12 protein-coding genes are annotated in these 13,413 nt (G+C 42.1%); all 12 read left to right on the top strand.

The features are described from left to right. Positions 1 to 191: 191 nt before the first annotated feature. The gene (locus QFZ28_RS13525; protein ID WP_307195106.1) at positions 192 to 1,880 is read left to right on the top strand and encodes an AMP-binding protein; all 1,689 of its coding nucleotides are present in this window, start codon (positions 192 to 194) and stop codon (positions 1,878 to 1,880) included. Positions 1,881 to 2,054: 174 nt separating this feature from the next. After that, positions 2,055 to 2,675, top strand: a complete 621-nt coding sequence (locus QFZ28_RS13530; protein ID WP_307195107.1) for a TetR/AcrR family transcriptional regulator — start codon at positions 2,055 to 2,057, stop codon at positions 2,673 to 2,675. Positions 2,676 to 2,765: 90 nt separating this feature from the next. Beyond that, complete coding sequence (locus QFZ28_RS13535; protein WP_307195108.1) at positions 2,766 to 4,004, top strand: thiolase family protein; 1,239 nt, start codon at positions 2,766 to 2,768, stop codon at positions 4,002 to 4,004. A gap of 16 nt (positions 4,005 to 4,020) precedes the next feature. After that, positions 4,021 to 5,160, top strand: coding sequence for an acyl-CoA dehydrogenase family protein (locus QFZ28_RS13540; RefSeq protein WP_307195109.1), 1,140 nt, complete (start codon positions 4,021 to 4,023; stop codon positions 5,158 to 5,160). A gap of 51 nt (positions 5,161 to 5,211) precedes the next feature. Further along, positions 5,212 to 5,982: an SDR family NAD(P)-dependent oxidoreductase gene (locus tag QFZ28_RS13545; RefSeq protein ID WP_307195110.1), complete on the top strand. Its 771-nt coding sequence runs from the start codon at positions 5,212 to 5,214 to the stop codon at positions 5,980 to 5,982. Between the two features lie 41 nt (positions 5,983 to 6,023). Then, positions 6,024 to 7,178, top strand: coding sequence for a 2-hydroxyacyl-CoA dehydratase subunit D (locus tag QFZ28_RS13550; RefSeq protein WP_307195111.1), 1,155 nt, complete (start codon positions 6,024 to 6,026; stop codon positions 7,176 to 7,178). Positions 7,179 to 7,222: 44 nt separating this feature from the next. Then, positions 7,223 to 8,527 (top strand): 2-hydroxyacyl-CoA dehydratase subunit D, encoded by a 1,305-nt coding sequence (locus QFZ28_RS13555; protein ID WP_307195112.1) that lies wholly within the window; start codon positions 7,223 to 7,225, stop codon positions 8,525 to 8,527. A gap of 99 nt (positions 8,528 to 8,626) precedes the next feature. Further along, complete coding sequence (locus QFZ28_RS13560; protein WP_307195113.1) at positions 8,627 to 9,535, top strand: acyl-CoA dehydratase activase; 909 nt, start codon at positions 8,627 to 8,629, stop codon at positions 9,533 to 9,535. Positions 9,536 to 9,562: 27 nt separating this feature from the next. After that, positions 9,563 to 10,351 (top strand): enoyl-CoA hydratase/isomerase family protein, encoded by a 789-nt coding sequence (locus QFZ28_RS13565; protein ID WP_307195114.1) that lies wholly within the window; start codon positions 9,563 to 9,565, stop codon positions 10,349 to 10,351. A 17-nt stretch (positions 10,352 to 10,368) separates the two neighbouring features. Continuing rightward, complete coding sequence (locus QFZ28_RS13570; RefSeq protein WP_307195115.1) at positions 10,369 to 11,136, top strand: SDR family NAD(P)-dependent oxidoreductase; 768 nt, start codon at positions 10,369 to 10,371, stop codon at positions 11,134 to 11,136. A 15-nt stretch (positions 11,137 to 11,151) separates the two neighbouring features. Beyond that, the gene (locus tag QFZ28_RS13575) at positions 11,152 to 12,180 is read left to right on the top strand and encodes a hypothetical protein (protein ID WP_307195116.1); all 1,029 of its coding nucleotides are present in this window, start codon (positions 11,152 to 11,154) and stop codon (positions 12,178 to 12,180) included. A 21-nt stretch (positions 12,181 to 12,201) separates the two neighbouring features. After that, a complete protein-coding gene (locus QFZ28_RS13580) occupies positions 12,202 to 13,389 on the top strand; it encodes a CaiB/BaiF CoA transferase family protein (protein ID WP_307195117.1) in 1,188 nt (395 codons plus the stop codon). Positions 13,390 to 13,413 lie beyond the last annotated feature (24 nt).

Here is a 13,413-nt window from a genome sequence, read left to right on the forward strand (position 1 = left end):
CATTTGTTAAGGCGGTATTTGTGAGTCTCTTGTGGGTGTCTCCAAATTTGGAGCACCCTCTGGTTTTGGTTTTCTTGATTGACAATGACTTAACATCACAAAATTTATATCCTCATATACGGTATTAATATTCTGAGTATTCAAATTATTTTAGGTTATACTTTGAACATTATTATGAAGGGGAGATTCATTTGAAGAAGGACAATATTTATAGTACGACTCGTTTAACGGAATCCTACTGGCCAGCAGACACTTCCAGGCCATTACTAGATTGGACACTTGGTCAGGCATTAAGAGAGGTAGCTGCAGAAATTCCAGATCAGGTTGCATTGGTGGAAGGGATTCCAGATCCTTCTCTCCGCAGGAGGTGGACCTATGCTCAATTACTTAGGGACGCTGAACGGCTAGCGACAGCCTTGCTAAATAAGTTTAAGCCTGGGGAACGAATTGCAGTTTGGGCACCAAATGTCGTAGAATGGGTGCTGATTGAATTTGGATGTGCCATTGCTGGAATGACCATGGTTACTGTTAATCCAGCATATAAAGCAAATGAACTAGAATATGTTCTTAATAAATCACGTTCAGTAGGTTTATTCTTAATCGAAGAGTATAGGGGGCATGATATGCTTGCCACCGCTAATCATATCCGTTCGAATGTTCCAAGTCTGCGAGAAGTTATAGGAATTTCCAGCCTCAACGATTACATGGATACTGGTAAACCTATTATTTTTCCAAAAGTAGATCCATTAGACCCATGTATTATCATGTATACCTCCGGAACCACCGGTTTCGCAAAAGGTGTTCTTTTTCACCATAAGGGGACTGTTAATGCATGTTATTTTAATGCGGAAGGTGCAGGTTTGGAAGTTGGTGGTGTGTGGGTAAATCCTATGCCTATGTTCCATATTGGCGGCTGTGGACTAGCCACAGTTGGTGTGATCATGCTCCGGGGTACTCAGGTTTTGGTACCTTCATTTGAACCAGGGCTAGTTCTGGAATTGATTGAAAAGGAAGGCGGGACATTTTCACTCCTAGTTCCTACAATGATAGAGGCAGTATTAAACTATCCTGAACGCAAGGAGTTTGATCTTTCAACTTTGAAGCATTTCATGTCCGGTGCTTCTAAAGTAGAGGCAGCATTGGTCCAACGAGTCAGAACTGAATTAGGGATTGGCGTTTCAATTGTTTTTGGTCAAACTGAAATGCATGGGGTTGTTTCACAAACCCATCGTGAAGATTCTATAGAGGATCAAACTGAGACTCTTGGCCAACCGATGCCTCATTGTGAGATTAAGGTTGCTGACCCAGAAACAGGTGAGGTATTACCGATTGGGGAGCAGGGGGAATTTTGCTACCGTTCCTCTTATCAGACGATGTTAGGTTATGATGGCATGCCTGAAGAGACTGCAAAAGTTCTCACGCCTGATGGGTGGTTTCATTCAGGTGACCTCGGTTCCATGGATGAACGCGGATTCCTAAGAATAACGGGTCGATTGAAGGATATGATTATACGTGGTGGTGAAAACATTTACCCTGCTGAAATTGAAGGCCTGCTAAAAAATCATCCAAAAATATCAGATGCAACAGTAATCGGTCTTCCTGACGAATACTGGGGAGAGCAAGTAGCGGCTGTAATTATTCCGAAGAACCTTGAGGATAAACCGACGCCTGAAGAGTTGACCGAGTACTGTATAGAGAATCTGGCTGGTTTTAAAAGACCAAGATTTTGGTGTTTTGTCAGTGAGTTTCCAATCACTGCAACAGGTAAGCTTCAAAAATTTAAACTTCGGGAGTCGATTTTAAAAGGCGAACTTCAATACGTAAAGAAATTTGCAGAATTTAAGATAATAGCAGAGTGTCTTTCTTGGGTGTTCCGATAAAAGGGACACCCTATTTGTTTTAAATTGTATAAAGGTAGCAAAGTATACTTTGCGCCGCACATTTGACTAGTTAGATTTATTTGAAAATTATATATTTTTAAATATTGACATCATCGTCATATGTGACTACAATGTTGATAAAGGTAAAATTTATAAAAAATAGGAGTTAAAAATATGAAAATGTCTAGATCTCAGAAGACAACGAAACCAGACCGACGCAGGACCTTGAATCAGGATCAAATCAAGATATGTGCTATGGAAGTGTTTTCTGAAATCGGTTACATGAAAGCGACTGTCAAAGACATAACGACAAGAGCTAATGTAGGACATGGAACCTTCTACCATTACTTCAAAAATAAAAATGACCTCCTAGACCAATTAGTAGACGACCTTTTCGAAAAGGTTAATCAAGATGTACAGCCTAAAACTTTGTCGGAAAGCCTTTACGAAACGATGAAAGATGAAGCCGGTACAATATTAGACTTTTACAATCAAAACAGAGGGGTACTCCTGGCATTAAAAGAAGCGATGATGGTGGACCAGCATTACAAAGATAAATGGCTGAAAATAAGTGAAAGGTTATTTAAAAGGATTGAGCGAGATATCAAAGGCTCCATGAAAAAGGGATACTGCCACAACATGAATATCGATATTACGATTCGAGCACTTGCTTGTATGTTTGAAGGTTATGGACATCACTTAATGCTGCAGCCTGCCAGTCCGAGGGAAACACAGATAACTGCTGAGTCTTTAACGGACTTTTGCTATAAAGCGGTTTTTAAGCTCGAAGCCTAAGTATTAGAGTAGTAGCTGTTGCTATTCAATGAAACCTAGGTACATAGGAAGTAAACAAAACAAAATAGTGAACAGGGGGTTAGCAATAACATGCAGGATGTTTATATTATCGGGATTGGGATGAACAAATTTGGCAAGTACCCTGGTGAGACAGTCAGGACGATGGCCGAGCAGGTAATCCAACAATCTTTGGAAGACGCAGGGATAAGGAAAGAGGATTTACAGGCTGGATTTTTCTCGAATACTTTTTGGGGAATGTTTGATAAGCAACATTCCATCCGAGGTCAGGTGGTTTTCAGGGGAATGGGGATAGACCGAATACCTGTAACCAATGTCGAAAATGCATGTGCGGGAGCGTCAACTGCACTCCACCTAGCGTATACCGGCATTCGAGCTGGCATGTATGATGTCGCAATTGCGGTAGGTTCTGAAAAGCTTACTAACCCCGACAAAGCTAAATCTTTATCTGCGTATTCTAGTTGTATGGATGTAGAAAATTTCGATAAGCAGATCAATACGTTATTGGAATACGGGAAGAACCTAGAAGTTGTACTTCCTTCTGATGAATCAGCACCTGGTGCTGGAAGAAGTGTTTTTATGGATGTCTATGCGATGATGACTCGTTGGCATATGAGCAAGTATGGCACGACTCAAAGACAACTAGCAGCGATCGCATCGAAAAACCATTTTCACTCTTCACTCAATCCAAAAGCGCAGTATCAGAACAGAATGAGCATAGAGGAGGTTATGAATGACAGTCCTGTTACATATCCTTTGACTCGCAGTATGTGCGCGCCGGTTGGGGACGGGGCGGCGGCAGTTATCGTTTGTTCTAAGAGGTTCTTGAAAAAAATAGAGAAATCACGTCCAGTAAAAATTCTTGCCTCCGTCCATGGTCAAGGTACGGATAGAGACCTTGATGGTGAGGATATCGGTGAAAGACTTGCAAAAGAGGCATATGAAAAAGCAGGGCTTGGTCCACAGGATATTGATTTAGCAGAGTTACATGACGCTACGGCTTATGGTGAACTGCACCAAAGTGAAGCGATGGGATTTTGCCCTCCTGGTGAAGGCGGAGTACTAGCAGAATCAGGTGCTACAACGCTAGGCGGAACAATTCCAATCAATACAAGTGGCGGACTTGAAAGCAGGGGTCATCCAATTGGGGCTTCCGGTCTTGCACAAATATACGAAGTTGTTACCCAGCTAAGAGGAGAAGCAGGAAACAGACAGGTTATTGGAGCAAAAATTGGTCTTGCTGAAAATGGAGGCGGCAGTATTGGAGTTGAAGAAGCTGCCATGTGTATTCATATCTTAGAAAAAGTGTAAGTGGAGGTATTGGACTATGGATTATAACTTAACAGAAGAATTATCGATGTTAAAGGATATGACCTATAAATTTGCAGTAAATGAAATTGCTCCTCATTCAGCGGAATGTGATCGAGAAGAGAAATATACTCCTGAAATTGTAAAAAAAGCTGCAGAACTAGGACTTGTTGGAGCCTGGATACCTGAAGAGTATGGCGGCGCTGGAATGGGGATATTAGGTCAGGCCATCATTACAGAACAGCTATCACGTGTAGACATGGGAATTGGTACAAACATTATTACGGCAAGCTTTGGATGTGAAGCGATTTACCTATACGGATCCGAGGAGCAAAAGCAAAAATATTTACCGAAGGTTTGTAAAGGCGAGTGGGTTTCATCAGGGGCTTTCACCGAGCCAAATGCAGGAACGGACGCTGCCGGTTATCAAACTAGGGCAGTTCGTGATGGTGATGATTTCATTATTAACGGCAGCAAAATCTTTATCACCAATGGTACCGTCAGTGATTTTATGGTGGTGCAGGCAATTACACAGCCAGATGAAAAAAGACATAAGCGCTTCTCGCAAATTATCGTTGATGCCAATAGTGAGGGAATCACAAGAAGTAAGCTTCATGGAAAATTAGGAATACGTTCCAGTGATACGGCACAAATTTCCTTTGAAAATGTCCGCGTTCCTCAGTCTAATCTGGTTGGTACAGATGGAAAAGGATTCCCGCAGCTCATGCACTTTTTTGATATTACACGGATGATGGTTGCTGCACAGGCATTGGGGATTTCTCAGGCATGTCTAGATGAAGCTGTCAAATATTCGAAAGAGAGATATGCCTTTGGTAATCCAATCGGTAGTTACCAAGCGACGATGACAAAATTAACGGAAATGGCAGTGAAGGTAGAGACACTTCGAAATATCGTTTATAAAGCGGCGTGGCTCGTTGATACAGGAAAACCTGATTTTACTCTATCAGCAATGGCAAAATACTTAGGCGGTCAGACGGCAGTCTTTTGTGCGAATGCAGCGATCGAAATTCATGGCGGGTACGGATATATGGAGGAATACAATGTCCAAAAATGGTACCGTGACGCGAAAATTCTTGAAATCTATGAAGGAACGAAAGAGGCCGAGGTAATGGCCATCGGCCGTGTACTCCAGTCTTAATCTCAATAAAAATATCTGAATATTAAACCTTGTCTGAAAAAGGAGATAACCATGATTACAAATCTTGAAGGAAAAGTAGCCCTCGTAACAGGCGGAACAAATGGAATTGGAAAAGCAACTGCTTTGAAGCTTGCAAAAAGTGGGGCTGATATTGTAGTAAGTGGTAGAAATCACGAAGCAGGAATGCAGGTGGTTGCGGAAATTGAAGAACTGGGCAGAAAGGCAATATTTTTAGAATGTGATTTGTTTGTCTATGATTCTGTTAAACAGATGGCAGACCGTGCCGTTGCTGAAATGGGAAAGATTGATATTTTAATAGCAAATGGCGGTGCTACTGTTCAATATGCAAAATTCTTTCACGAATTAGACCCAAATGATTATGACGGCTGCTTAAATAGCCAACAATCGTCTAGGCTTTATGCAATCCGGGCATTGCTCGACCATATGAGAGAGCAAAATTACGGGAAGATTGTCATCATTACTTCTGATGCAGGAAGAATTGCGACCCCAAGGGAGTCACTGATTGGATCGGCGGCTGCAGGTCTTGTACTGATGAACAAAGCGTTGGCAAATGAGTTTGCACGCTGGCAAATTCGCGTGAATGCTCTTTGTTTAACCGTTATCCAAGACACTCCAGGTTTTGATGCTGTAATGGCTACAGAAGCAAGTCATATTTTTCAAAAAGCTGTTGACCGTGCCAAGCTTGGTTTACCAAATGCGGAGGATGTTGCAGAGGCGGCGCTTTTCTTTGCTTCACCTGAATCCGACAGAATTACCGGTCAAATCTTAAGTATCAACGGCGGCCTTTCATTTGCAGGATAAGTCTTCATATTCTTTTTATAAAAATAGGAGGGAACACGATTATGTACCAAAATTTATCATCAGATGAAATCTTAACTAAATTAGCCCAAATAGCAGCGGACCCTTACGAAAGAGCGAAGGAATGGAAAATGGAAACCGGCTCCAAAATCATTGGCTGCTATATCATGCACTTTCCAGAAGAGTTAATTCATGCAGCAGGTGTTTTACCAATTGTCCTTCAAGTGAAGGAGGAACCTATTACTACAGGTCACGCCTATTATCCTTCCTATTTCTGTGGTCCGACCCGCAGTATCGTCGATCAAGCCGCAAAGGGAGAATTAGATTTCTTAGACGGTTTTGTCGGTGGAGATTATTGTATCCAAGCAGTCGGTGGTGCAGAAGTTGTAGGGAATCTTCTACCAAAGGTTAATAACATGTTTTTCCGCTTGCCTGTTGGAAATCAAGCATGGACCCATGGAGATATTGTTACAGGATTAAAAGAATTAAAACGAGACATTGAAAGATTCGCAGAGAAAGAGATTAGTGATGAGGACATCCTAAATAGCATTCGCATCTATAATAAAAACCGCAGCCTAATTAGGGAAATATACGAGTTAAAATCAGTCCATCCATCGCTGCTAACTTCTAGTGACATGTTATCGATTATTAAATCTAGCATGGTCATGCCGAAGGAAGAGCATAACGAAATTTTAGAGAGTCTGCTTCCCAAGCTTCAAGCTAAGAAGGATTCTATTAAAGAAGAAGGTGTGCGTGTCTTCTTATCAGGAAGCTTCTGCGGCGCACCGAAAAATGAAATATTGGAGCTTGTGGAACAATCCGGAGCTGTTGTCGTAGGAGATGATCTTTTTCACGGCTATAGATATATCAGTGATAATATCGCTGAGGACAGAGATCCACTGGGAGCCATCGCTGCTCATTATATTGATAAAAATACAAACGTCCCTTGTCCCACTAGATGTGACCCTAAAACCGATTGGCCACAATACCTCGTTGATTCTATGCGAAAGTATAAGGCAGACCAACTTGTCATCGTGATGGCGCAATTTTGTGAACCACATATGTTCTTTTATCCAGATATCAAAGATGCTATGCAAGCAGCTGGAATCCCACATCTACTCCTAGAAATCTCACACGAACTAGACTCCATTGAAACGATAAAAACTAGATTAGAGGCTTTTGTAGAAATGGCTGTTTAAGGATTTTATAAAAAATCAAACAAAATTGAGAGGAATGATGATAGATGGCAGTACAGGAAGCGAAAAGAGCGAATCGATTAAAGTCCGGAAAATTGGTTAATAAGCTTGTTAATGAGTATTGGGAAGATCTGATTAATGCCAAGAAGACCGGTAAAAAGGTCGTTTATACAACTGGTCTCCCAATTGGACCGTTTATGGCAGCTCAGGATATGGCTTGGATTCATGGGGAAGGGTACGGTGCCCGTGTAGCGGCAAGACATGAGGAAAAAGAACCGCAAACCTTTGCTGAAAACAAAGGATTTAATCGTGAACTTTGTTCCTATGCGCGAACACAAATGGGTTGTGCGATGTTCGCTGAATTAGGTGTACCGGATGATTTGAATCCAGGACCCATCGCAACGGAAATCCCAGCACCAGATGCGATAGTAACTTGTTACCCAGGCTGTTCAACTGGACCACAGTGGGATTGGGCAATCGAGCGTGTTTTTGGTAAAAAAATCCCTTGGTTCAATGTCGTTATTCCGTATCATATGGGGCGAAACGGTTCTACCTACATGAAAGGTGAAGAATTTGAGGAAAACGTAAAATACGTTGTTAGACAGTTTGAAGATTTAATTAAATTTTTAGAGGTAGTAAGCGGAAAGCCATATAACTGGGATAAATTCCAAGAGTTAATGGGTGTAACGAAAAAAGTTGGAAAGCTTCGTATGGAAGCGATGGAATTATGTAAGGCAAAACCGGCACCTGCCAGCTTCTTTGATTGGTCGATTCAAATTGCACCTGTCAACTATCTCACAGCATGGCCAGGAACAATCGAAGCTATGCAAGCCGTAAAAGACGAGGTTCAAGAAAGACTTAACAATGGTGTAAGTGCTGTTCCGAATGAGAAATACCGTATTTTCTGGGAAGGAATTATGAACTGGAATAAGCTGGGATGGATGGCTGATAAGTTTGCAAGTTATGATGCCACAGTTGTTGCCGGTCGATATACGCACATGGCCTTCTGGCACGAGCCGGATACCATCGACCCTGAACATCCGTTAAGAGGAATTGCGATTAATCATTTGGAATGTCAGCTTAACCTTGGTTACCCGATTACGGAAGAGCGAATGATGACACTTTCTAAAGATTATTCCATTGACGGGATTGTCTTCCACGGTGCAAGAACGTGCCGATCTTTCTCTCGGTCACATTTCTTGTTAGCTGAAAACTTAAATAAAAAGATGGGCATTCAATCTACTTCCTTTGAGGGAGATATGGTTGATGATTCCTTCTATAAAGAAGAACTCGTTAATACTCGTATTGAGGCATTAATTGAGAGTCTCGAAGCGCAAAAAAGTAGAGGATAAAAATTAGTGTAACTGTCCGGGACGATCGTTCCCGGACAGGTGAAAAACGGAGATAGGTTATAGCTAAGGAAAAAACAGAAAGATGAAGGAGAGAGTTAGATGACATCAAAAAGTGATGGTTCTTCCTTTTATACAATGGGTGTAGATAGCGGTTCCTTAACAGGAAAAGCAGTAATAATTGATGGAAATCGCCGGATTGTTTCTCATAGCGTCAAGCAGTTGGGCTTTGTTAGTCAAAAAGCTGTCATGATGGCAATTGAAGACGCTTTGGAAAAAGCAGGATTGGTTCTCAATGATATCGCTTATACCGTTAGCACTGGTTATGGACGAAAAAGGTTAGAAATTGCAGGTAAGAATTTAACGGAAATTAGTTGTCACGCAAAGGGAGCCAACTACCTCTATCCTGAAGTAAAAACAGTCATTGATATCGGCGGTCAGGACAGCAAGGTAATAGCGGTCGACCCATCAGGAAATATTAAAAACTTTGCGATGAACGATAAATGTGCTGCTGGAACTGGACAATTTCTTGAAGTACTGGCACGAGCTTTGGACGTCGAATTAACTGAAATTGGCGAGTTGTCGCTGCAATCAGATGCGGATATCAAAATTAGCTCTATGTGTACAACATTCGCTGAGTCCGAAGTAATTTCTCTGGTGGCGGAAGGTCATTCAACGGTAGACATTCTTTCTGGTATGCATAAGGCGATTTCAGGGAGAATGAAAGGATTGGTGGGCCGTGTTGGAATGCAGTCTCCAGTAATGATGACAGGTGGAGGCGCGAAAAATATTGGACTGGTGAAAGCGTTAGAAAAAACGTTAGGTGTGTCTATTTTTATTCCTGAAGAACCTCAGATCATCGGTGCCTTGGGGGCGGCATTATTTGCCAATGACTTTGCGACAGGAATACGGAAAAAAGTAGAAGAGGAGCTGGACTTAGATAAATCCCGTGCACCGGCTAAAGATTGCGGCAGCTGCTCCGTTCAGAATTATCAATTAAACAAAAACTAGTTCCGCTTTTGGGGAAAGGAGAACGTTATGCACTATGAAACGATTCAATTTGAGCGTCGCGGTGCCGGCGCTTGGATTATTTTAAATACTCCAAAGAATATGAATTCTGTTTCGTTATCTATGCTTAGTGAATTAGAGCGGGCTTTAATAGAATGTGAGTCCGATAGAAGTATCAAGGCCGTTATCCTTACAGGTGCAGGTTCTGCCTTCTGTGCTGGGGCGGACCTCAAAAATGTTCTTTCGTCCTTAAACAATTCAGAACCTGGGACGAAGGACTTTTTAGATATGTTCGATGAGGTTTGCGGTCTGCTTCGTAAAATGCCAAAACCGGTTATTGCGGCCGTCAATGGTTTAGCACTTGCTGGGGGACTAGAGATAGTCATGTGCTGTGACATTGTTTATGCTGCAGAAAGTGCCAAGATGGGGGATGCACATTCTAACTTTGGTGTATTTCCTGGTGCGGGCGGTGCGGCAGTGTTGCCGAAGAAAATTGGGCTAAATCGGGCTAAACATCTTCTTTTCAGCGGTGATATCATCTCTGCTGCTGAGATGGAAAGGTTCGGATTGGTTAATCAGATTGTTGCTGACCAACAGCTAGTAGAGGAAGTTGAAACCTATGTTGAAAAGTTAGCGGCTAAAAGTCCTTTGGTGCTCCGCCGAATGAAAGAAGTGGCGAACGCCTCGGTGGATCAAACACAGGATGCGGCATTACGCCATGAAATGCTTCATTTACGTCAGCATGTTCGGTCGTACGACTTAGCCGAAGGACTAAAAGCCTTTGCAGAAAAACGTAAACCTGAATTCAAGGGTTATTAAGAGGAGCGGGGGAAGGTATGAAAATTAAAAATCGGGTATTTATCGTTACCGGTGGTGCCTCAGGTCTTGGTGAGGGCTGTACGAGGATGTTTGTCGAACAAGGTGCGAAGGTCGGAATTTTAGATTTGAATGAAGATCGCGGAGAAAATCTTACGAGAGAACTTGGGGAATCCGTTGTTTTCTGCAAGACTGACGTAAGTGATGAAAATTCTGTACAACAGGCTATAGAAACTGTTTCTGTCACTTTTGGTGGGATTCATGGGGCAGTGAATTGTGCTGGTTTAATTTTTGGAGCAAAGGTCCACTCCAAGAAGGGACTTTTTCCTATGGATAAGTTTAATAAAGTAATCCAAGTAAATCTTGTCGGGACGATGAATGTGGTTCGATATGCAGTCCAAGAAATGTTAAAGAATGAACCCGATGAAAATGGGGAAAGAGGCGTGATTGTGAATACTGCTTCTGCAGCAGCATTTGGAGGTCAGCTAGGACAGGCAGCATATAGTGCATCAAAAGCTGGAGTTGTGGGAATGACCCTTCCAATTGCCCGGGAGATTGGCGATTATGGGATGCGGATTGTTGCTATCTCGCCAGGTCTATTCGATACGCAAATGTCTAGTGGAATGCCTGAAAGTTTTAAACAGGAAGTATCTCAGCATATCCCATTCCCAAAGAGGCTCGGCATGCCGTCTGAATACGCAGCAACGGTTAGACATATTATTGAGAATCCTTATTTAAATGGAACAACGATTATGCTCGACGGTGCAGCACAGCTGCCAGCGAAGTAAATGGGGGACACAGCCATGACCATTGAATTTCGTAAACAGGGAGAAGTGTTTAGTTTTCAAGATAATCAAGGAAATGATATCGAACGTAAAACAGAAATTCGGTTTGACCCGCTGACAGGGGAATCAGCGCGACTTATTTTTGATCCGGGTTTGAAAATACAGCCGCCTGATTATACCGAGGCTTGTGAGCAAACAGGCGGAAAAAATTGCCCGTTTTGCAGTGAAAATTTACAAAAACTTACTCCTTTATTTAAGAGGGAAATTACAGCGCAAGGGAGAATTACACAAGGAGGTGCTGTCGTTTTTCCGAATCTTTTCCCCTATAGCAAACATAATGGTGTAGTTATTTTTTCTGATCAGCATTATGTTAGGTTAGAAGAATTTACAGTCGAAATGATAAAGGATGGCTTCTTAGCTGCACAGTCCTACGTTCAACGGGTAGCCGCTGTGGATTCTAAGGCGAGATATGCTTCTATTAACTGGAACTATCTACCATTATCAGGAGGGAGTATTCTTCATCCTCATATACAAGTAATGGTTTCAGACTCTCCATCAAATTATCAGAAAATGGTAGCAGAAAAAGCCCTAGATTTTAAGAAAGATATGGGTAAGGAATATTTTACAGCGTTATGTGAAACTGAAAAAACACTAGAAGAAAGATGGATTGGCGAAGTAGGAGATATTGCTTGGCTGCATGCCTTTGCGCCGAAAAGTCATAATGATTTCATCGCTGTTTTTTCAAAAGCCTATTCCATTGATGATGTAAAGGAACAGAATTGGATTGATTTTTCGACAGGTTTACGTGCATTATTTGCTACTTTGAATGAACAAGGATTTGCCAGTTTTAATTTAATGCTCCATATTTCACCAAATCCGGAATCAAAACAGCCGATTCATGTTCGCTTGATTCCACGTCTAACCCTTGGACTTCTAAATACGAGTGATATCAACTTCTTCCAAGCCCTTCATCAAGAACCACTGTCCTTTAAACTACCAGAAGAAATAGCAGCTATAGCCCTAAAGCATTTTGAAAAAATACAATGAAACAATGGAGAGGAGAAAAAAATGGCTGGAGCACTTGAAGGTTTAAAAATATTAGATTTTAGTACATTGGTTCCGGGACCCTATGCCACCATGTGTTTGGCTGATTTGGGTGCGGATGTCCTTAGGATAAAATCGGGAACGCGGCCAGATGTAGTCGATTACTTACCCCCTTTCCTACCTGGAACAGAGCTGTCAGCTGTATCGGCACAATTGAGCAGGAATAAAGAGGTTATGACCCTCAACCTTAAAGATCCTCGCGCAGTAGACGTGATTCATCAGCTTTTAGGAGAATACGATATTATTATCGAACAATTCCGCCCGGGTGTGATGGCGAAACTGAACCTTGATTACGATAGTCTTAAAAAAGTTAATCCTAGATTGATTTATTGCTCGTTGACAGGATACGGTCAGACAGGACCGATGCGGGATCGTGCAGGTCATGACATTAACTACATAGCCATGTCGGGTGTTGCTTCTTATTCAGGAAAAAAAGAGACAGGTCCTCCACTGATTGGAATACAAGTAGCAGATATTGCTTCCGGCTCCAACAATGCCATTATTGGAATTCTATCGGCCGTCATCTACCGAGAGCGGACTGGGAATGGTCAGCATATCGATGTTTCGATGACCGACGGAATGATTGCGTTTAATTCGTTTATGCAGGGTGCCAGCTATCTAGTAAATGGTAGAGACATTGGGATGGAGGAAAACCTTCTCAATGGAGGCTCTCTTTATGACTACTATGAAACGCAAGATGGCAGATACCTTAGTTTCGGTGGCGTCGAGCCACAATTTTTCAAGGCTTTCTGTCAAATCATTGGTCGACCTGATTTGACTTCAGGAGGCGTGGAGCCAGAAAACGTGGCTCAAATCAAAGAGGAGATTTGTGAGATTTTAAAAACGAAGACGTTAGATGAGTGGATGGAATTATTTAATGCAACAGATGCCTGCGTTGAGCCGGTGCTTACATTAGGTGAAGTCTTAGAGGGCCCGCTCGTTAAAGATAGAGGCATGGTGGTCGAAGTTCCGGGACCGAATGGAACGAAAGTAAAACAGATTGGTAATCCGATTAAGTTTTCAGAGTCTATTCCTCAGTATCGTCACACAGGTATCCCTTTATCACAAGCGAATACAGAAGTGGTAATGAAAAATCTTGGCTACTCTCAAGAGCAAATCGAAGAGTTTGGCAAGACTGGTCTATTCAGCTAATAGAGTTCATTTTTAATAGAATGT

This window comes from Neobacillus niacini, from assembly GCF_030817695.1.
Classification (GTDB): domain Bacteria; phylum Bacillota; class Bacilli; order Bacillales; family Cytobacillaceae; genus Neobacillus; species Neobacillus niacini_F.

What these genes read in the sequence shown, in the direction of transcription:
- QFZ28_RS13550 (WP_307195111.1), top strand. Translation starts at nt 6,024, where the DNA reads ATGTACCAAAATTTATCATCAGATGAAATCTTAACTAAATTAGCCCAA.
- QFZ28_RS13535 (WP_307195108.1), top strand. Translation starts at nt 2,766, where the DNA reads ATGCAGGATGTTTATATTATCGGGATTGGGATGAACAAATTTGGCAAG.
- QFZ28_RS13575 (WP_307195116.1), top strand. Translation starts at nt 11,152, where the DNA reads ATGACCATTGAATTTCGTAAACAGGGAGAAGTGTTTAGTTTTCAAGAT.
- QFZ28_RS13560 (WP_307195113.1), top strand. Translation starts at nt 8,627, where the DNA reads ATGACATCAAAAAGTGATGGTTCTTCCTTTTATACAATGGGTGTAGAT.
- QFZ28_RS13570 (WP_307195115.1), top strand. Translation starts at nt 10,369, where the DNA reads ATGAAAATTAAAAATCGGGTATTTATCGTTACCGGTGGTGCCTCAGGT.
- QFZ28_RS13540 (WP_307195109.1), top strand. Translation starts at nt 4,021, where the DNA reads ATGGATTATAACTTAACAGAAGAATTATCGATGTTAAAGGATATGACC.
- QFZ28_RS13580 (WP_307195117.1), top strand. Translation starts at nt 12,202, where the DNA reads ATGGCTGGAGCACTTGAAGGTTTAAAAATATTAGATTTTAGTACATTG.
- QFZ28_RS13565 (WP_307195114.1), top strand. Translation starts at nt 9,563, where the DNA reads ATGCACTATGAAACGATTCAATTTGAGCGTCGCGGTGCCGGCGCTTGG.
- QFZ28_RS13555 (WP_307195112.1), top strand. Translation starts at nt 7,223, where the DNA reads ATGGCAGTACAGGAAGCGAAAAGAGCGAATCGATTAAAGTCCGGAAAA.
- QFZ28_RS13545 (WP_307195110.1), top strand. Translation starts at nt 5,212, where the DNA reads ATGATTACAAATCTTGAAGGAAAAGTAGCCCTCGTAACAGGCGGAACA.
- QFZ28_RS13530 (WP_307195107.1), top strand. Translation starts at nt 2,055, where the DNA reads ATGAAAATGTCTAGATCTCAGAAGACAACGAAACCAGACCGACGCAGG.